This window comes from Enterococcus sp. DIV0840 (assembly GCF_050527835.1).
GTDB lineage: Bacteria > Bacillota > Bacilli > Lactobacillales > Enterococcaceae > Enterococcus_L > Enterococcus_L ureasiticus.
In genome coordinates this window covers 1,187,424-1,208,027 of the sequence record NZ_CP172876.1, presented here as the reverse complement: position 1 = coordinate 1,208,027, position 20,604 = coordinate 1,187,424, and the positions used below count along the sequence as shown (strand labels likewise).

The following is a 20,604-nucleotide window of genomic DNA, read 5'->3' as shown; positions in this document are numbered from 1 at the left end:
CTTACTGATATTTGAACTACTGTATCGTGAACCTCAGTAGCTATTCTTTAATCTGCTGCTTTCAATTCCAAAATCGTATCTCTTAAAGTTGCAGCAGTTTCAAAGTCTAATACTTTCGCTGCATCTCGCATTTCTTTTTCTAATTTCATCAATAAATCAGCTTTTTCTTGACGAGTCAGTTCATGGTAATCCTTATCAATTTTGAATGGCTCACCTTTTTCATTTGTTTTAGAAATTGAGATCAACTCACGAATTTCTTTAATGATTGTTTTCGGTATAATGCCATGTTCTTCATTGTATTTTTCTTGGATCGAACGACGACGTGCAGTTTCATCCATTGCTTTTTGCATAGAATCAGTAATTTTATCCGCATACATAATAACACGGCCATCTGAGTTACGAGCAGCACGTCCAATTGTTTGGATCAATGAGCGTTCACTTCTCAAGAAGCCTTCTTTATCGGCATCCAAAATCGCAATCAATGATACTTCTGGTACATCTAGACCCTCACGGAGCAAGTTGATTCCGATCAGCACATCAAACTCACCCAAACGTAAATCACGAATGATTTCCGTTCGTTCTAAGGTTTTGATATCACTATGAAGATACTTAACTTTGATCCCTAATTCTTTAAGGTAATCCGTTAAATCTTCAGACATTTTCTTCGTTAAAGTTGTAATAAATACACGTTGATCCTTCTCTACACGATCATGGATCTCACCAACCAAATCATCAATTTGTCCCATGATTGGACGAACTTCAATCAACGGATCCAACAGCCCCGTTGGTCGAATGATTTGTGGAATCACGGTATCTGTTTGTTCATGTTCATAAGGTCCTGGAGTCGCCGAAACATAGACGACTTGATGAACATGTTTTTCAAATTCTTCTAAACGTAACGGACGATTATCCAACGCACTAGGCAGACGGAAACCGTAATCTACTAGCATTTGTTTTCTAGCACGGTCCCCATTATACATACCGCGAATTTGAGGCATCGATACGTGGGATTCATCAATCACAAGTAGAAAATCATCTGGGAAGAAATCGATTAATGTGTAAGGTGGTTCTCCTTCTGAACGACCATCCATATGACGAGAATAATTTTCAATACCAGATGTGTAGCCCATTTCTCTCATCATCTCAATATCGTAATTGGTTCGTTGTTCTAAGCGCTGCGCTTCTAATAATTTATTTTCACTACGCAAGATAGTTAAACGAGCCTCTAATTCTTCTTGAATTTCTGAAATCGCATGTTCCATATGATCTTCATTGGTGACAAAGTGGGTCGCAGGGAAAATCGCAACGTGCTCCGTCTCGCCGATCACTTCACCTGTAAGAGCATCCACTTCTCTTATCCGTTCAATTTCATCACCGAAAAATTCAACTCTTAAGGCATGATCATCTCTTGAGGCAGGGAAAATCTCCACAACGTCACCTCGTACACGAAAACGACCACGCTGAAAATCAATATCATTTCGTTCAAATTGAATGTTCACTAGATCTGTTAACAGCTGACTGCGATCCAGCTCCATGCCTACACGAATAGAAACCACTTGTTCACTGTATTCCTTAGGATCTCCTAAACCAAAAATACAGGAAACTGAAGCTACTACGATCACATCGTTTCTTTCTAATAAAGAACTTGTCGCTGAATGGCGTAATTTATCGATTTCATCATTGATACTGGCATCTTTTTCTATATATGTATCACTTGAAGGAACATATGCTTCTGGTTGATAATAATCATAATAACTAACAAAATACTCGACCGCGTTATTAGGGAAGAATTCTTTAAACTCTCCATAAAGCTGTCCAGCTAATGTCTTATTATGGGCAATCACCAATGTCGGTTTGTTCACTTCTGTTATTACATTGGACATCGTAAATGTTTTTCCGGTTCCTGTCGCACCTAACAAAATTTGTGCTTTTTCCCCGCCTTCTATTCCTTCAACTAATCGTTTGATCGCTTCTGGCTGATCTCCATCCGGCTTGTATTTTGATACTAAGTCAAATGTATTGGAGGTCTCTCTTTCTATCATCCAACATCCTCCTCTTACTTTATTTAATTGTTGATTTCATTTAATAAAAATAAATAAGAATATCTACCAAACCATCTGAAGCATAATGCTTTAAACCTCTGCAATAGCCCACTTCTTGACTTGAAGATTCATTCTATTTATAAGAATTTCTAACTTCAAAATTAAAAAGAAACTCCTTTAATTATTTTAACATACCGAACATATTTTCGCTAGTTTTAGAATGAGTTACGTATACGCAATTTTTGATAATTTACATTTTATTTAATCTTTTGTTTGCATTTGATCATTTGACTGAATGTCGCTTATTCTGGTTTAAAACTTTTATTCCTACCCTTTTATGTTACATTTCGTCACATTAGATGTTAGGAAATGAGTTTTTTTTAACTTTATCATTGTGAATGACTTGTGCTTTTGCCTTTTTTTACTATATAATTATCCAATATGCAAATATAGGAGGTATTTTATGAAAAGGAAACAATTTTTACTTTCATTCATTGTCATGATGGCAAGTCTACTGACATTTACTCTTGGGCAGAATGCTCAGGCTGAGGAAAAAACATATAATATAGGAACAGATTTAACTTTTGCCCCCTTTGAATTTCAAGACTCTAAAGGAGAATATGTTGGAATCGATGTTGATTTACTTCATGCAATTGCTGAAAATCAAGATTTTAAAGTAAATCTGAAACCACTTGGCTTTGATAGTGCGATCCAAGCTGTACAATCAAAACAAGTTGACGGTATGATTGCCGGCATGAGTATTACAGATGAGCGTAAAAAATCTTTTGACTTTTCAGAACCTTATTTCGATAGCGGACTTCAGATGGCCGTCAAAAAAGGCAATGATAAAATCAAAAATTACGAAGATTTAAAAGGAAAAACAGTTGCAGCAAAAGTTGGAACCGAAAGTGCAACTTTTTTAGAAAAAAATCAAGAAAAATATGGCTATACAATCAAAAATTTCGATGATGCAACGGGTCTTTATCAATCGCTTGAAAATGGTGAAGCTGATGCAATCTTCGATGACTACCCTGTTTTAGGCTATGCCATAACAAATGGACAAAAACTTCAATTGGTAGGTAAAAAAGAAACGGGTAGTTCTTATGGGTTTGCGGTGAAAAAAGGTCAAAATAAAGAATTGATTGAAAAATTCAATGCTGGTTTGAAAGAATTAAAAAGTTCAGGAAAATATGACGATATCGTAGGGAAATATATTTCCACTGGAACTGAAACAACAACAGACACTGATGCTAAAATGAAAAAAATCCAACCTAAAAAAGAGACTTATGTAATTGCGAGTGACTCTACATTTGCACCATTTGAATTTCAAAATGCTGATGGTAAGTATGAGGGAATCGATGTTGATTTAGTTAAACGAATTGCTGAGTTACAAGATTTTAATATCGAATTTAAATTTATCGGCTTTAGTTCTGCTGTCCAAGCTGTTGAATCTGGTCAGGCTGATGCAATGATCGCAGGAATGACGATTACAGATGAACGGGAAAAATCATTTGACTTCTCTACTCCTTATTTTAACAGCGGTATTCAAATCGCTGTCAAAAAAGGCAATGATAAAATCCACTCTTATGAAGATTTAAAGGATAAAAAAGTTGGTGCCAAAATTGGAACTGAAAGTGCTGATTTCCTTGAAGCCAACAAAGATAAATATGGCTTTTCAATCAAATATCTAGATACAACAGATGCTTTATACAGCGCACTTGAGATTGGTGAGATCGATGCAATGATGGACGACTATCCAGTGATTGGTTATGGCGTTGCTCAAAAACAACCATTATCTACTCCGATTCCTCGTGAAGAAGGCGGAAAATACGGATTTGCTGTTAAAAAAGGTAAAAACCCAGAGTTGATCCAAATGTTCAATGAAGGGTTAGCTGAATTAAAACGGACTGGTGAGTACGATGAAATCATCGGAAAATATGTAAAAGACGGTTCTACAGAAAATAAAGTAGATGAGTCAACATTTGTTGGTATGATCCAAAACAACTGGAAACGTCTATTGAGCGGTTTATGGATGACCATTCAGTTAACACTGATTTCATTTATTTTAGCCTTGATCGTTGGAGTGATCTTCGGATTGTTCAGCGCATCTCCTAAAAAAGCATTACGTGTGATTTCGACTATTTATGTTGATATCATTCGTGGTATTCCTTTAATGGTACTAGCCTTCTTTATCTACTTTGGCTTGCCAGGAATTTTAGGGTTCAATATCCCCGTTTTCCTTGCTGGAATCATTACATTAACATTGAATGCGAGTGCTTATATTTCTGAAATCGTACGTGGCGGTATCAATGCTGTACCTGTTGGTCAAATGGAAGCATCACGTAGTTTAGGTCTTTCATACAACCGTACGATGCAAAAAATTATTTTACCGCAAGCAATCAAAATTATGATTCCATCATTCGTTAATCAATTTGTTATTTCTTTAAAAGATACAACGATTCTATCTGCAATCGGCTTGATCGAGTTACTTCAAACAGGTAAAATCATTGTTGCTAGAAACTTACAAAGTACAATGGTTTACTTCGTAATTGCAATGATGTATTTGATTTTGATCACAGCCTTAACGAAATTAGCTAAAGTTTTGGAAAAGAAGGTGAAATAATATGGCTGAAAAAATTCTAGTAGAACATTTAGTAAAAAAATATGGTGATAATACCGTCCTTAATGATATCAATGTATCCATTCAAGAAGGCGATGTTGTTTGTGTTATTGGCCCTTCCGGTTCTGGTAAAAGTACCTTTCTTCGTTGTTTGAATCAACTTGAAGAAGCAACTAGCGGCGATATTATTATCGATGGAGCAAATTTAACGGATAAAAACACAAATATCAATAAAGTGCGTCAACATATTGGGATGGTTTTCCAACACTTCAACCTGTTCCCTCATCTGTCTATCATGGAAAATATTACTTTAGCACCAACAGATTTAGGACGTCTTTCGAAAAAAGAAGCTGAAGAAAAAGCAATTCAGCTTTTAGATACAGTTGGTTTAGCTGATAAAAAAGATAGTTATCCTGAATCACTATCTGGCGGACAAAAGCAACGTGTAGCAATTGCTCGTGCCTTAGCAATGAATCCAGATATCATGCTCTTTGACGAACCGACTTCTGCACTTGATCCCGAGATGGTTGGTGATGTACTGAATGTTATGAAAAAATTAGCAAAACAAGGCATGACAATGGTCATCGTTACGCATGAAATGGGATTTGCTAAAGAAGTTGCAAATCGTGTAATGTTTATCGATGGTGGTAATTTCTTAGAAGATGGAACACCTCAACAAATTTTTGAAAATCCGCAAAACGTGCGAACCAAAGATTTCTTGGATAAAGTATTGAATATTTAAAAAAAAAAAAATGGATTACTCTAAATATAGAGTGATCCATTTTCTTATTACTTTATTCTTGATAAATTGCACTTTTTAAAGTAAATTTGAACAGAATATCTACTACTCTATCAACGAAAAGGAGTATTGCCAATGAAGCGATTGAAAAACTTTTTTTACAAGAGATTTATTATTTACCTCGTCTTTTCTTATTGCGATTATCAGTTGCTATTTTGGCACATTTTCATTAAACTCAATTGACTTTAAAGTTATTTTTTGTTTGTTTGGTTTAATGTTTTTTGTAAAGAACATTGAGAAACTTGGTATTTTAAACTATTTCGCCGAAAAAATGATTGATTTTTCAGCAACATCGCGTAGTTTAATTAGGAATATCGTTCTATTATCATTTTTTAGTTCAATGATCCTAACTAATGATGTTGCAATATTGACGTTAATGCCTATTTACTTAACGATCATAAAAAAATTTCCAGCAATGGAAAATAAGATTGCTGGTGCAGTCTTACTAATTGTCGCTGCTAATTTAGGCAGTAGTTTTTTCCCGTTTGGAAATCCGCAAAACCTTTTTTTATTTTCTTATTTTTCTCTTTCAACTGCAACTTTTTTTGAATGGTCTTTAATTTTATTGCTTTTTTCGATTCTGGTTTTACTTATTTCTTTTCTATTATTAAAAAAAGAACGATTCCTAAACAAACTAATTTGCTTCCAATAATCAATAAGAAAAAAATGTTTTTTTTAAGTCTGATTGGCCTTTTCATTCTTTTAGGTGTATTTAATGTAATTCCTTATTTTGTTGTAATTCCTATCGCTTCCGTTCTCCTTATTGTTTATGACAAAGAAATGATTAGACAAGTCGATTATAAATTATTGTGGACATTTGTATTTTTCTTTATCGCAGTCGGGAATTTTTCTCAAGTAGAAATGATTTCAACGTTTATAAAAGAACAATTCACTACGACTACTCATACATTTTTTGGAAGTATCTTGGTAAGCCAAGTGATTAGTAACGTGCCTGCCGCTATTCTAATTGCGCCATTCACAGATCAAGTTCAGGCAATTTTTTTGGGGGGTAAATATCGGCGGTTTGGGTACGATCATTGCTTCGTTAGCTAATTTGATTGGATTTAAATTATATAAAGAGTATTATCCTACACACTCAAAAAAATTCATTTTACAGTTTACATTTATAAACTTAGTCTTTTTGATTTGCTTTGTTTTGTTTTTTAGCTTTCTATTATAAAAAAAGAGGTTGGATCAAAAGCAAACATCACTTTTGATCCAACCTCGCTGATTTTTATTAGTTAGCAATCGCTTCAAGTCTAGCTTTCACATCTTCTTTTGAAAGTTCATTTCTCATTACATAGCGGTTAGCAGGATGATGACGACACTCATCCGAACAGCTGCCAAGATACTTAGCTTCGTTTTCTTCTGAAGCTAAAATTTGTTTATTACAGAAAGGATTGGCACAATTAATGTAACGTTCGCATAGCGTTCCATCAAACCAGTCTTTTCCGATGATTTTTTTATCGACATGATTGATTTCAACACTGATTCGCTCATCAAAGACATACATTTTACCGTCCCATAATTCGCCTCTTATCTCTGGATCTTTTCCGTAAACCGCGATACCGCCATGAAGTTGAGAAACATCTTCAAAGCCTTCTTTCATCAACCAACCAGAAAACTTCTCGCAGCGAATACCACCAGTACAATAAGTTACAACTTTTTTATCCATAAACTGTTCTTTGTTCTCTCTGATCCATTGCGGTAATTCTCTAAAGTTACGAATATCTGGACGAACAGCACCTCTAAAATGACCTAAATCAAATTCATAATCATTTCTCGCATCGATTACAACTGTGTTTTCATCAAGTAACGCTTCTTTAAACTCTGCTGGTTCTAAATATTTACCAGTTATTTCTAACGGATTAACATCTTCTTCCAAACTTAAAGAAACTAATTCCTTTCTAGGGCGGACAAACATTTTATGAAACGCATTTTCTGGTACTTCATCAATTTTGAAATAAGTATCTTTAAACCGTTCATCAGCTAGCATTTCTTCCATATAGGCATCCGTATCAGCAATTGTACCTGAAAGTGTGCCGTTGATTCCTTCTGTTGCAACTAAAATTCTTCCTTTTAAGTTCAACGATTTACAAAAAGCTAAATGCTCCTTTGCAAATTCTTCGGGGTTTTCAATCGTCGTGTATTTATAATAAAGTAATACGCGGTAATCCATTCTATCTTTCTCCTTTTTCTTAGAAACTGTTTTGCTATCTCCATAATAACTGTACAGTCCCTATTTTATCTTCATACGTATTTAGTATATAAAAAACGAAATAAGGAAAGCGAACTATTTGCTTGTGGAATAATGCACATAAATAAATGAACAATAGCTTCATCTTATCTATTTGTTGAGAGGTCTGTTTTTGGCAGTTGGATTACCAATTAGAAAGGAAACTGCCTAAGCTTTTCGTTTTAGAAAGCTTAGACAGTTAGTATAAGTTAATTTATTATTTTCCGGATACCGCAAAATAATTCTCATCATTATCTGCAAAGTTGAAGACTAATCCAGTTGGTAATTGAACTAACTCTCCTACTCGTACATCAGCATCTTTCATTTTTTTATATAGTTCTATCACATCATCTGCGAAAAACATCAATGATGGTGTATTTCCAGCAACTTCTGGTGAATGTTGTTGGATAAATTCTAAATCGTATAAAACAATCATTGTTTCTGCACTTTCACTTGGTGCAATTTCCACAACAAGTGTGCCGTCAACAGCATCTCTTTCTTTTTCTACAAAGCCGATTTTTTGCCAGAACTTACTTGATTCTTCTACATTCGTTACATATAACATTATTTTGATTTGGTTAGTAAACATGTTTATTTGCTCCTATTCTTTGTTTTTCTATTTTAAAATAAATGCCTTTTCATTATATACTTTCTATCATAGCTTATGGTAAGATTTATGAAAATAAATTTGCTTCGAAAAGGAGAAAAAATGAAATTAACTGTTTTGGTAGATAATAATGTCTATATCGATCATTACTATTTGGGAGAACCTGCATTATCTTTTTATATAGAGGATGGGGATGAAAAAATTTTTTTTGACACAGGTTACAGTGATGTCTTTAAAAAAAATGCTGATTTACTAAATATTGATTTGAGTCAAGTTACAAAGTTAGCCCTATCTCATGGTCACAATGATCATACAGGTGGCTTAAATATAATTTCCAGTATCTTCACGAAACAAAAACCACAAATTATTGCACACCCTTTAGCTTTCTGTCCTAAAAAAGAAGAAGAATTGATCATAGGATCCAATATAACAAAAGAAGAACTACTAATAGATTATGATCTACTTCTTACAAAAGAACCTGTTAAACTTTCTCCAAACATTACATTTTTAGGAGAGATCCCCGAACTCGTAGATTTTGAGCCTCCTAAACAGGTAGGCGAAACAAAGTTGTCAGAAGTCTTTACACCTGACTATGTTTTAGATGACTCAGCATTAGTCTTTGAAGGCCATGATGGGATTTACATTATCACTGGTTGTTCTCACAGCGGTATCAGCAATATTTGCGAGTATGCCAAACAAGTTTCTGGTATTCAAACAATTAAAAGCGTGATTGGTGGTTTTCATTTGTTTGAAGAGGATCTACAGTTAGACAACACAATTGAATATTTCAAAAGCAATAAAATAGACACTCTCTATCCCTGTCATTGCGTTTCATTTCAAGCTAAAGCTAAGATTCATTATGAACTTCCAATAGAAGAAGTAGGTGTGGGCCTGCAAATCGAATGGCATTAAAAAGAAGGTAAGATCAATTAAAGATCTTACCTTCTTTAATGTTTTTAACTCTCTTGGGGAAGAGAAGTGGATCACTTGTTATGCGTTTTGTTCAATAACTAAATTGCTATCGTTTAAAACGTCCCGATCTAATTCATTGATTCGTGAGCTAGTAACAATACCAGCTACCATGCTGTCACTAACGTTCACAGCTGTTCTAGCCATGTCAATCAATGGTTCCACAGAGATAACCAGTCCTACGATCGCTACTGGTAAATTCATAGAACCTAAAACAATCAATGAAGCAAATGTTGCGCCACCACCGACACCAGCAACACCAAATGAGCTGATTGTTACGATTGCAACTAACATTAAAATAAATTCTAAACTGAAGACATTGATACCAACTGTTGGCGCAACGATTGTTGCCAACATAGCAGGATAAACCCCAGCACAGCCGTTTTGACCAATTGATAAGCCAAAGCTTGCCGCAAAGTTAGCTGTTGCATCATCAACACCTAAAGCTTTTGTTTGTGTTTCAATATTTAAAGGTAATGCTCCGGCACTTGATCTTGAAGTAAAAGCAAAACTCAATACTGGGAATGATTTTTTCAAATAATTCACTGGGTTTACTTTAACTGCAACTAAAATCAATAAGTGAACCAGCATTACAATTATCAACGCGGTATAAGAAGCTAGTACAAATTTCCCTAAGTTAATGATTGCATCAAAATCACTTGTAGCAACAACATACGTCATCAACGCTAAAACCCCATAAGGTGTTAAACGTAAGACCAAAGTCACAATACGCATCGTGATTTTATACAAACTATCAATCAGATTTGCAAAAAATTCTGCTTCTTTCGGTGCTTTTCTTTTCACACCTAAGTAAGCAACACCGACAAATGCCGCAAAGATTACGACGCCGATCGTACTTGTTGGACGAGTACCTGCAAAATCTGCAAAGACATTTCTAGGAATAAAGGCTAAAATTTGTTGAGGAATCGATAAGTTTTCAACGGTTTCCTGTCTCGTTGCAAGTTCTGCAATTCGTGCGGTTTCTGCCGTTCCTTGCGTAAATTGTGCACCTTGTAGTCCAAATAATAATGTTGTTCCGATCCCAATCAACGCAGCTACAGCTGTTGTGCCTAATAATGTTGCTAGCACATTAAAACTGATTTTGCCTAATTGCTTGGATTCTTTCATCTTAGTGAATGCTCCTACGATAGAAACAAAAACCAAGGGGATTACGAGCATTTGTAAGAATGCTACATATCCATTACCTACGATACCGATCCATTCCATTGCTTGCGTTGTGACTTTGTCTTGTGTACCGAATGCGAATTGAATAATTCCACCTAATACAATACCGACACCTAATGCGGCAAAAACACGAGTTGAAAATTTATAGTGTTTTGTCTGCATACGATAAAAGACGTATAACACTGCAAGAAAAGCAAGGACCACTAAAACAGTGATGAGTGTTGTCATTTTTTTCCCTCCTAAATTTAAGTTAAATGACAAGTACATCAAAGGAAGTAAAGGTTCCCGGGGATCATTCTTCAATGACCCGCCCTAAAAATAAATCAATTCATTTTCAGTGATAAGATCATTGTACCTGATTTAAAAGACTAAAGGGTACTATTTTGTTTCTATAATGATAGAAAAAAGAGTTTGTGATAGTCAAAAACTATCGCAAACTCTTTGATTGAATATCTTATTCAGCAGCTGATTGAAAATTTAATTGGATACCAGGCTTGTCTAAAGCAATTTCAGTGACTTCATATGCCATACGTTGTACGATATCGAACAACGGACTAACTAATTCATCCACTTCTTCTTGTGAGATATCGTCTTGCGTTTCAATCTTATGATTGATAATATGATTGATTTGACTGACTGAACCTGACAATACATACTCCTCAAAAATCAAACGAAACTCTAGACGAGCTGCGATGATTGAGTTTTCTTTTGGATAGTTCTCATCAGTTGATTCGATTGGAGAAAATCCCACTCGAAGATCTGTTTCTACTTCTTCCATATCTTGTGTACGCATATCGTAATGAAAAGCCTCTACGACTTCTTGCTGACGTTTTATTTCCATGAATTAAAATCTCCTTTTTTTAAGTTCAATAACTATCATTGATCTCTAGCTAACATTAGCCAAAGCATAGTCTATCTATATTGTTTATTATACCACACATCTTTTTACCACAAATACTCATAGACTCTTTTTAATCTAATTTTTAAATGAATGAATCGGCGCAGGAATTCGACCACCGCGTAAAATAAAGTCAGTTGAAGCATAGTCATTCACTTTCATGACTGGTGCTCTACCTAATAATCCACCGAATTCCACCATATCACCAACTTTTGTTCCTTTAGCTGGTATGAGTCTGACAGCTGTTGTTTTATGATTGATTACGCCGATTGCCGCTTCATCTGCAATCATCGCAGCAATTGTTTCTGCTGACGTTTCACCAGGTATAGCAACCATATCTAAACCAACAGAGCAAATTGCCGTCATCGCTTCTAATTTTTCCAAATTCAACGCGCCATTATTAACTGCATCGATCATTCCAGCATCTTCTGAAACAGGAATAAATGCGCCCGATAATCCACCAACATGATTACAAGCCATTACGCCGCCTTTTTTCACTGCATCATTCAACAAAGCTAATGCGGCAGTCGTTCCATGAGTCCCAACACTTTCTAGACCCATTTCCTCTAAAATATAGGCAACACTATCCCCTACAGCTGGTGTTGGTGCTAAAGATAGATCGACGATTCCAAAAGGAACAGACAGACGCTCTGATGCTATTTTTCCAACCAATTGTCCCATTCTGGTTATCTTAAACGCTGTTTGTTTTACTACTTCTGCTACAACATCAAAGGGCTCTCCTTTGACTTTTTCTAATGCTCGTTTAACAACACCTGGTCCGCTGACCCCTACATTGATCACACAATCCGCTTCCCCGACTCCGTGAAATGCCCCAGCCATAAATGGATTGTCTTCCACTGCATTCGCGAATACTACTAATTTGGCACAGCCCATATCAGATTTTGCTGCCGTTTCTTTGATCACATAACCCATGTGGCGAACTGCATCCATATTGATCCCTGCTTTGGTTGAACCGATGTTTACGGAAGAACAGACAAATTCTGTTTCAGCTAGTGCTTGAGGGATCGAATTGATCAAGATTTCATCACCATGTTGGTAGCCTTTTTCAACCAGCGCAGTGAATCCACCAATAAAATTAACGCCAACAGCTTGAGCTGCTTTATCTAATGCTTTCGCATACTTCACATAATCTTTGTCTGGACTTGCAGCCGCAATGATTCCAATCGGTGTTACAGAAATTCGTTTGTTAATGATCGGAATCCCATACTCAGATTCGATTTCTTCGCCAACTTTAACTAAGTTTTTAGCTAAACGAGTAATTTTATCGTAGATTTTTTGACAGGCTTTATCACTGTTGCTATCAATACAATCTAATAACGAAATCCCCATCGTAATAGTTCGAATATCTAAATTTTCTTCTTCAATCATGCGGATTGTTTCTAGAATTTGATTTGTTTCCAAAGTTTTTCCTCCTAATAGTTAAGGTTCGTAGAAAAATAAGAGAATCCGTTAGTGGCGCTTTTTGTCACAAACAGATTTCATCTTTTATCCTAGAGACTAGCCATCTAGCTAGCTATGATAACAACGTTTTGTTTTACTTCTCCTTGTACTTTTCAGCCTCATTTCATTCACTGTGTTTCAAAGTAAAGGAGATAGAGCTTGGTCAGCCTCTATTATTATAATTTATGCATAACATTGAAAATTTCTTCATTTTGGATACTGATTGTCACGCCTAACTTCTCCCCTAAAGCATTCAACTCAGAGCGAATCGCTTCAAAATCGTTCTTGTCTTTAGAAATTTCTAATACCATCATCATTGTAAAATAACTGTCCATGATCGTTTGTGAAACATCAATAATATTCATATCCAGTTCAGCTAACTTTTGACTGACTTCAGCAATGATTCCTACCTTGTCTTTACCGATAACAGTTAATACTGCGCGCATACAATTTCCTCCTAAATTTAAAAGCTGAAAGAGCTTGGTCAGTCTCGACAGCAAAATAGAAAAAAATAACTGAGGCCTTCTTCGCTTCATTTATTTTTTGTCTTTTTCACGAGAGACTTGCTCTTGAAGTTAGATAATATAACAGCTAAATAAGTTTTTTCCTATTATATCATAATTTGTTCAGCTATTAACAAATAATCAGAACAAAAAACTTTAAAAAGTAATGATCGTTCGCTTTTTCTTTAATGCAAAAAACTTCTGAGATTTTAATAAATCTTCTCAGAAGTTTTCCAATTAAACCCTTTTATTGAATTGTTCTTTACACCTTGAACAAGTGACTTTGATCTTGCCTTTTCCTTTAGGCGCTCGTAATTGTTGCTTACAATTTGGGCACTTAAAATAAGTATAGGTTTTGCGCTCTTTGAGCTTTTCTTTTGAAAAATTGAACTTCTTTTTTAATTGCTGTACTTTTAACATATAACGAGTATTTTCATTGGAGCGCGGATAAATTCTTTTAGAGAAAAAACGATAGTTAATCCATAGTAAAAGTGCAGCTGCTAACCAAAATGCAATCGAAGTTGGTAAAAATAAATTAAGTAATAATAAGATCAAACTAACCTTCAACAAGGTATTGTTCAATTGATCCATGCGGGCATATCTTCCTACTAATAATTTTTGAATTTTTGCATTCCAGCGAAGTAATCGTTCCAGCCAAATTTGTCCCATATGATCCCTCTTTTCTTTGCTATTATCTCAATCAATAGTCATTGTTTCAAGAGGTATAGTGAAAAATCAGAACAAATCAAAAGTAAATCTGGTTGATTTTAACAATTTCTTCTTTGACTTTTTCTTTTAATTCAATTGGCTTCACTACTTCGATTGAAGCACCAAATGATAGTAAGTATGATGTCAACCAAGAACCATCTGGCTGCCATGTTTTTACTTTAGTATATTCTGTGTCTTGCTCTATTTCGATATCTGGTAAGTCTTCTTGCACCCGATAAAATAGGTCATTTTTTATCTTAAATTCAATATATATCTTTGAAAATTTTGGCTGATAATCTTTGATCAAATAGGCTTCATCGATATCATTAGCAGAAATTATCAATTCAGTCATTCGTCTTAATTTGAATAGCCGAGTGGTTTTTCTCACACAACAATATCCTGCTAAGTACCAGGCATTTTGTTTGAAAATCAATTTATTCGGCATTGCTTCTCGAGTAGTCTTTTGACCTTTTCCATTAGTGTAAGAAAAATGAATACACTTTTTTTGATTTTTGGCTTGGGTAATCAATCCGATCACTTTAACTTCATCTTCTCGTCCCCAAGTTGAAAAATCAATATCGATCCATTGTTCTACTTCTTTTTTGAATAAGGAGGATAGCTTGTTGACTAAAGGAGTGACGCTTTTTAAATTAGTCGCTGCTAAATTTTGCAGTGCTAAAATAATTTGGTCTTGTTCCTCGTCATCCACAAAAGTAGCGGGCAGATGATGGGTATCCAATAAGCGAAGCCCACCATCTCGTCCACTTTGAGCATATACTGGAAAGCCTAATGCAGACAACGTATCGATATCCCGATAAATCGTACGTGTCGATACTTCAAGTTGTTCTGCCAGTACTGTTGCTTTGGCTTTATTGTGCATCGTTAAATAATGCATAATATAAAACAATCTAGAAAGATTATTCATTGTCCTTGAAATCCAAAATCAACTTACTATTCTCACCAACAAAATCATATTGATAAGAACCAGTCAACGCCTGTAATTCTCCCGTACTTTTAATGATCATACCTGGCGAATCGAGTGATCCTTTGTCAAAAATGCCTTTTTCAGCTGCTGTAAAGGTTCCTGTTTTTCCTTTATATTGGCCTTCAAAGTGAAGAAATCCTGTGATCCTAGCGGTTGCAAGATGTCCGTCTTCTTTATTACTTTCTAAATAATAGAGAAGATACTCCACCCATGCCTTACCTTGTAAATCTCCTTCAAGTTCATATTCTGCTCGAACTTGGTTCACTGGAAAATCTATTTTTTGTTCATCTATTGGTTGTTCGTCCCATTTTGTAACGCTGAATGTCACACTCATGCTTATCCCTCCTTATGAATTACAGGATAGCAAACATACGTTCTTTTTACAAGCGAACAGCGCAATAAAATTTATTTTTTTATTCACTAATACTGTTTGCTTAATTCAATAGAAATTCTTTGATTTTTCTACTGAAAACTGTGGTGTTCTCTGATCTAGATGCTGCTGTCGTAACATCTAGATGCCCTGGATCTTTTGACCATGCACTCGAATCAGCAGTTAAATAAACACTTAATTTTTCTTCATCTTTATGCTTATTTAGGTAATCTAAAACTTCTTTTGGAGGATCACTGGATTGAACGGTCGATAAAACGATCACTTTGTCCCAGTCTTCAATTTTATTTTCACCAATTTCTTCAACTGGTTCTACTTGCAAATAAATATTTTCATCTACTAGATTTTTTTTAAGTTCATTGATTACTTCATTTTTAAACGCGCGGTCTTGCGTGTAGATCACGGCTTTATAGGAATTAGGCTTTTCCTTTAGCTCTTCATTGATTTCATAACTTGAAATAACACCTTGAACCCTCGCCAGCCGATAGTAACCTAAAAACCCAGCTCCTCCTAACACAATCAGAACAATTCCGATCAATCCGTACTTAAAAATTTTATTTTTCCATAGTTTTTTCATTTATTTTTCCTACTTTCCTTTTTTTATTCGTATCGTAAAGCGGTTATTGGATCTAATTTGGCTGCTTTTGCTGCTGGATAGAGTGCGAAAATCACGCCTAGAACACCAGTTATTCCTAAAGTAGCTAGTGCATTGAGTGGTGCTATCTGGATAACCTGGTTAAAACCAATACTAGATTCAATCACTGGATTCGCTAAAAATTGAATTAGATATGCAAATGCAACAGAGATAATATTAGATAACAGCATAATGTAGATTGCTTCCATCCTGAATAAACGTTTGATATATCCTTTTTTATAGCCAATAGAGCGTAAAACACCGATTTCTTTCGTTCTTTCAACCACTCCGATATATAAAACAACGGCAATCATCACACCCGCAACAATCAGAGAAAGTCCTGCAATAAAGGCTAATAAGTAAACAATAATATCCGTAAATTGCTTAAAGGTATCTAAAAATGAAGAAGCATTTGTAATTGCATAATGTTCATATTCTGGATTTTCTTTGTATTTCTCAATAAAAGATTCTGCTTCCTCCGGATTTTCCGCAAATGCATCAATCGTATAGATTGGTTTGTTGATGCCAATTTTTTTCACCATTTCATCAAACGTTGCTGGCGATGCCATGAATCCTTGGACAAACCCTTCTTCATCTGGTGAAGTGATTCCTTTTACAACAGTCTCAACTTCAATCAAAGTATTATCGATTCCTTGTTCTCTTCCTTGGTAAACTAAAGTGATTGATTTTGAGATCAACTGTTCTACATTTTTTCCCGTTAATTCTGAATTTTTTAAGCCTAATATCTCTCTAGCAACAGAAGCAGGTAAAACAATTCCAGATTCGTCTGCTGTGATAAATGTACCTGCTAATAAATAACCATCAGCCACCGTATTGGTTTTGTATCTTTCTTTATTTAGATTTGCTTCATCCATTTGAGTAGGAGCTAGTTTGTCAATCACCTGATCTTCATATTTAAATCGGATTCCTGCTAAATTAGCTCTTTCGTATATTTCTGTAATTCCTTCACTTGCATATAAGTCTTTCAGTTTTTTGATTTCGTCCTCTTTCAACAGTTCAGAAGGTCTCGGCGGTCCACCACGATCTGGATCTTGATAATAGGAGGTTATTTGGTTTGGAGAATAAGCTGTTTGGAAAAACTCACCTAACACTTCTGTAATCCCATTACCAATCCCCAATGCTAGTAAAATCGCAGTGATCCCGATCGAAGTGCCAAACGCGATTAACAAATTCCTCAAAATTCGACTAAAAAAGTTTTTACTCACAAGCTGCAAGGTAGCACCTAAAGAAAGAGAAACGTTGGAGGCCATTTTTTGTGATGTTTGATTTTTATTGAAACTAGGTTCCTTAATTCGATCATCACTTAAGATATGACCATCTTTGACTCTTAAAACCTTTGTTGCGTAATTCATCAAACTTTCATCATGAGTAACTGTGATCACTAATGTGCCTTCATTGCTTAATTGTTTCAGCAACTCAATAATTGAAGCCGCGGTTACTGAGTCAAGTGCCCCTGTCGGTTCATCCGCAATGATGACTTTAGGATCATTCGCAAGAGCACGAGCAATCGCCACGCGTTGTTTTTGTCCTCCCGAAAGTTGACTAGGATACTTATTGGCATGATCAACTAAACCAACTTTGGTCAAAAGCTGAGTTGCTCGAGTTGTACGCTCAGATGGACTCAATGTTTTGTCTAAATAAAGAGCGCTTTTAACATTTTCAAGCACAGACAAATGTGAGACTAAATTAAAACTTTGAAAAACAAATCCGATCTCATTTTTATGAAAATCGTCCATATTCTCCGTCTTTAAATTTTGTCCTTCATATAAAATCTCTCCTTCATAATCCGTATCTAACCCACTGATGATATTTAACAATGTTGTCTTACCACTACCACTTGCTCCTAAAATCAAGGCAAAATCTCCTGCTTTAAATGTGGTTGTTATGTCATGCAAGACAGGTTCTTTTTTGTTATCGATCGTAAAACTTTTCGATACTTTTTTTAGTTGATACATTTTTCTCCTCCTATTTATTATCTTTCAATTGATTTTTTTCTAGCCAAAGGTAAACGAAGATAATCGCTGCTGATAGACAAGCATTTAATAGAAACGTACTTGGATAAAAGCTCCCGTTGTTAACTGGTAAAGTGATATTCACACTTTGAGGGAAGTAATGACGTGCTACGTCATTCAACAAGATGATCAATATCCAACTAATCGCCACAATAAATGTTTTTGAAAAGTTCGGTAGCCACAATTTAGCGATAATCCCTCTTAACAAAATCAAATAACTGATCATACCAGCAAGGTAAACAGCTAATTCTAGCGATAGTATAAATAGTTCCCCTAAACCTAAAGAAATCATCGTAAAATTAAACACTAAATTGATTGCACCGATCACGATGATTTGAATATAGGAAAGTAAATATTTCGCAATGATTTTCTCAAGAGTCGAGTGATGAGCCGTGCTGGCCAATGTTCGATGATTCGGCTGAATATCTAGTTGGTTGATTCGCCAAGTTAAAATGATAGCCGCCACAACGGAGAGTAAAATTGGCAGACGGTCCCATTGAGATTCAGGCATCGTTAATTGGAAAACATATTTTGCAAAATAGCTAGTTAAAATCAAAAGTAAACTACTTAAAAAGAACTTCTTGCTTTTTTCATGATAAAAATTAAATAAATGTATCATCGGCTCCTCCTCATAGATTTCTTTTAAAGACAACTGTTTTCGTTCCCGTAAATCTTCCAAATTGATTGCTTCACAATAGCGGTTTGGATTCATAAATAACACATCTGTAAATAAAGTATCCATCTCTTCAATAAAGTTAGTCGAAACTAAAATTATTTTGTTTTCACCACTGGCTTTTCTCAACATTTTTTTCACTTGTATGCGAGAGGAATAATCTAAATAGGCAAACGGTTCATCTAATAAAAACAGGTTCGTTGCTTTAGCATATTCACACGCAATCTTCACCTTGACTTTGGTGCCTTCTGAAAGTTCCTGCCATTTTTGTTTAGGAAAAATTTGCCAGATCTCCAATTGCTCCATTGCTTTTTCTAACTGAAAACCAGGAAATAACAACGTATACTCTATCAGTATTTGTCTAATCGTTTGGGAATCTTCAAAATAATTTATGGTTGAAGCGTAAGCTACACTGGTTTTAAATGCAGTATTACTTTGTTGCTGGTCATTGTATAAAATCATTCCTGTACTAACTTTTTTTTGTCCTGAGATACAGTCGAGCAGTGTTGTTTTCCCCGTACCGTTTTTACCGAGAATTCCAAGAATTTGACCTTCGCTCAAGCTAAAGGACAGCTCTTCAAAAATATTTTTTTGATATCGTTTACCGATATTTTTCACTTTTAATTTATTCATTTGCACTCCTCACAATCCGTTCAATGATGTGCTCCCTCTCACGCTGTGTTAAATCAAGTTTCTGCAATTGAATAATGAAAGCTTCTATATGAGCTTCAATCAATCGCAAGCGTAAATCTGTAATTTTATCGGTTTTATTTGTCACGAATTTCCCAATCCCTCTCTGACTGATCAAAATTTCTTCTTGTTCTAAAATACTGTAGGCTCGTTGAATCGTTGTTGGGTTTACATCTAAGTCTTCTGCCATTTGTCTGACAGAAGGTACTTTTTCATTTGGGTGCCATTGGTTACTAGCAATCCAAAGTTCGACCTGCTCAATAATTTGTTGGTAAATGGGTCTGTTCCCGTCATAATTCACCTGCATCCTCCCTTTCCTAGTTGCATACTGTACTGCTTTAGTCACACACTCAGCTGGTAAATCCTATTTTAGAGGAAATAAAAAAAACAATTTATATCAATGATATAAATTGTCTAATGGTAACTTTTATAGATCTGAGTTCAAAAAATCAGCCAGATTATGCTATAATTCATATACTTGAAACATTTAACTACTTTTACCTCAAAGGAGGACTGAACGATCGAATCATATAAAGACAATTTGGCTTTGATTAACTATTTAAAAAAAGAACCTCGCAATAAATGGACAGAAAAATTATACGAAAAAGATACCTTAGTCATTGATGAATATGAGAAAACCGAAAATATTTATTATGTTGTTGAGGGTGTTCTCTGTGTTGAAATTCTTAATCATGGCAAACGCTACATCTCCTCTTTTATTTTTCAAAATGATTTTTTCGGTTTTGATAGTTTTTCTACGTTTAAACAAAAGACACATGGGATTCGGGTTATTAGTGAACATGCTACGGTTTTTTGTTTATCAAAAGAAAAACTTCTAGCTTCTTTAAATGAACAACCAGACTTTTATGAATTGCTGTTGGCTAATTTTGCCGATATCTTCCAACGCCATTACGGTTATTTTAATTTTCTTTATTTGCCAACTACGGAGCGAGTAAAATCTGCATTACATTATTTAAGTGACTATATTGGTATCGTAACTGAGACAGATCATTTGGAATTACCCAAATTTATCACACAAGAAACGCTATCAAAATTCTGCCGTACGTCGCAATCCAGAGTGTCCGTTTCTTTAAGTGAGTTAGAAAAAACAGGCTGGCTGTTAAAAAAGAAAGTTCCTATCACCATAAACTAAAAAGTCGAAAACCAGTGTTC

General features: G+C 35.1%; 20 protein-coding genes. 6 read left to right on the top strand and 14 right to left on the bottom strand.

The window, feature by feature from the left end; all coding sequences use genetic code 11:
* Positions 1-47: 47 nt before the first annotated feature.
* A complete protein-coding gene (gene uvrB, locus IGL98_RS05700) occupies positions 48-2,042 on the bottom strand; it encodes an excinuclease ABC subunit UvrB (protein WP_206847065.1) in 1,995 nt (664 codons plus the stop codon).
* A 463-nt stretch (positions 2,043-2,505) separates the two neighbouring features.
* On the opposite strand from uvrB, the gene IGL98_RS05695 reads away from it, so the two are divergent.
* The 4 genes from IGL98_RS05695 to IGL98_RS05680 all read left to right on the top strand — a co-directional run bounded on the left by IGL98_RS05695 (position 2,506) and on the right by IGL98_RS05680 (position 6,514).
* The gene (locus IGL98_RS05695; RefSeq protein WP_206911943.1) at positions 2,506-4,665 is read left to right on the top strand and encodes an amino acid ABC transporter substrate-binding protein/permease; all 2,160 of its coding nucleotides are present in this window, start codon (positions 2,506-2,508) and stop codon (positions 4,663-4,665) included.
* Position 4,666: 1 nt separating this feature from the next.
* On the top strand, positions 4,667-5,404 hold the full coding sequence (locus IGL98_RS05690) for an amino acid ABC transporter ATP-binding protein (RefSeq protein ID WP_069645281.1): 738 nt from the start codon (positions 4,667-4,669) through the stop codon (positions 5,402-5,404).
* A 190-nt stretch (positions 5,405-5,594) separates the two neighbouring features.
* Entirely contained in the window at positions 5,595-6,113 is a 519-nt protein-coding gene (locus IGL98_RS05685) for an SLC13 family permease (RefSeq protein ID WP_430605060.1), read from the top strand.
* Between the two features lie 128 nt (positions 6,114-6,241).
* Complete coding sequence (locus IGL98_RS05680; protein ID WP_242590166.1) at positions 6,242-6,514, top strand: hypothetical protein; 273 nt, start codon at positions 6,242-6,244, stop codon at positions 6,512-6,514.
* Positions 6,515-6,698: 184 nt separating this feature from the next.
* Here the strand turns inward: IGL98_RS05680 and IGL98_RS05675 are convergent, their stop codons facing one another.
* On the bottom strand, positions 6,699-7,640 hold the full coding sequence (locus tag IGL98_RS05675; RefSeq protein WP_206911944.1) for a rhodanese-related sulfurtransferase: 942 nt from the start codon (positions 7,638-7,640) through the stop codon (positions 6,699-6,701).
* A 274-nt stretch (positions 7,641-7,914) separates the two neighbouring features.
* The gene (locus IGL98_RS05670) at positions 7,915-8,286 is read right to left on the bottom strand and encodes a VOC family protein (protein WP_069645284.1); all 372 of its coding nucleotides are present in this window, start codon (positions 8,284-8,286) and stop codon (positions 7,915-7,917) included.
* A gap of 120 nt (positions 8,287-8,406) precedes the next feature.
* Here IGL98_RS05670 and IGL98_RS05665 point away from each other — a divergent pair, with 120 nt between their 5' ends.
* Complete coding sequence (locus IGL98_RS05665; protein WP_206911945.1) at positions 8,407-9,216, top strand: MBL fold metallo-hydrolase; 810 nt, start codon at positions 8,407-8,409, stop codon at positions 9,214-9,216.
* A 78-nt stretch (positions 9,217-9,294) separates the two neighbouring features.
* On the opposite strand, the gene IGL98_RS05660 is transcribed toward IGL98_RS05665, so the two are convergent.
* The 11 genes from IGL98_RS05660 to IGL98_RS05610 form a co-directional block, all read right to left on the bottom strand.
* A complete protein-coding gene (locus IGL98_RS05660) occupies positions 9,295-10,686 on the bottom strand; it encodes an L-cystine transporter (RefSeq protein ID WP_206911946.1) in 1,392 nt (463 codons plus the stop codon).
* Positions 10,687-10,912: 226 nt separating this feature from the next.
* Positions 10,913-11,299 (bottom strand): DUF1149 family protein, encoded by a 387-nt coding sequence (locus tag IGL98_RS05655; RefSeq protein ID WP_206847059.1) that lies wholly within the window; start codon positions 11,297-11,299, stop codon positions 10,913-10,915.
* A 135-nt stretch (positions 11,300-11,434) separates the two neighbouring features.
* On the bottom strand, positions 11,435-12,778 hold the full coding sequence (locus IGL98_RS05650) for a PFL family protein (RefSeq protein WP_206847058.1): 1,344 nt from the start codon (positions 12,776-12,778) through the stop codon (positions 11,435-11,437).
* A gap of 215 nt (positions 12,779-12,993) precedes the next feature.
* On the bottom strand, positions 12,994-13,263 hold the full coding sequence (locus tag IGL98_RS05645) for an ACT domain-containing protein (protein ID WP_206847057.1): 270 nt from the start codon (positions 13,261-13,263) through the stop codon (positions 12,994-12,996).
* A 294-nt stretch (positions 13,264-13,557) separates the two neighbouring features.
* Positions 13,558-13,989, bottom strand: a complete 432-nt coding sequence (locus IGL98_RS05640; RefSeq protein ID WP_206847056.1) for a hypothetical protein — start codon at positions 13,987-13,989, stop codon at positions 13,558-13,560.
* Positions 13,990-14,065: 76 nt separating this feature from the next.
* Positions 14,066-14,953, bottom strand: a complete 888-nt coding sequence (locus IGL98_RS05635; protein WP_206847055.1) for a helix-turn-helix transcriptional regulator — start codon at positions 14,951-14,953, stop codon at positions 14,066-14,068.
* Positions 14,946-15,347: a DUF3224 domain-containing protein gene (locus IGL98_RS05630; RefSeq protein ID WP_206911947.1), complete on the bottom strand. Its 402-nt coding sequence runs from the start codon at positions 15,345-15,347 to the stop codon at positions 14,946-14,948. The genes IGL98_RS05635 and IGL98_RS05630 overlap by 8 nt, the downstream gene beginning before the upstream one ends.
* 100 nt (positions 15,348-15,447) lie before the next feature.
* The gene (locus tag IGL98_RS05625; protein WP_206847053.1) at positions 15,448-15,978 is read right to left on the bottom strand and encodes a hypothetical protein; all 531 of its coding nucleotides are present in this window, start codon (positions 15,976-15,978) and stop codon (positions 15,448-15,450) included.
* A 23-nt stretch (positions 15,979-16,001) separates the two neighbouring features.
* The gene (locus IGL98_RS05620; RefSeq protein WP_206847052.1) at positions 16,002-18,011 is read right to left on the bottom strand and encodes an ATP-binding cassette domain-containing protein; all 2,010 of its coding nucleotides are present in this window, start codon (positions 18,009-18,011) and stop codon (positions 16,002-16,004) included.
* Positions 18,012-18,021: 10 nt separating this feature from the next.
* Complete coding sequence (locus IGL98_RS05615) at positions 18,022-19,374, bottom strand: ATP-binding cassette domain-containing protein (RefSeq protein ID WP_242590167.1); 1,353 nt, start codon at positions 19,372-19,374, stop codon at positions 18,022-18,024.
* The gene (locus IGL98_RS05610; protein WP_206847050.1) at positions 19,367-19,738 is read right to left on the bottom strand and encodes a GntR family transcriptional regulator; all 372 of its coding nucleotides are present in this window, start codon (positions 19,736-19,738) and stop codon (positions 19,367-19,369) included. Before IGL98_RS05610 ends, IGL98_RS05615 begins: the two co-directional genes overlap by 8 nt.
* A 240-nt stretch (positions 19,739-19,978) precedes the next feature.
* Between IGL98_RS05610 and IGL98_RS05605 the strand changes: the two genes are divergently transcribed.
* Positions 19,979-20,584, top strand: coding sequence for a Crp/Fnr family transcriptional regulator (locus IGL98_RS05605; protein ID WP_206911948.1), 606 nt, complete (start codon positions 19,979-19,981; stop codon positions 20,582-20,584).
* The last annotated feature ends 20 nt before the right edge of the window (positions 20,585-20,604 follow it).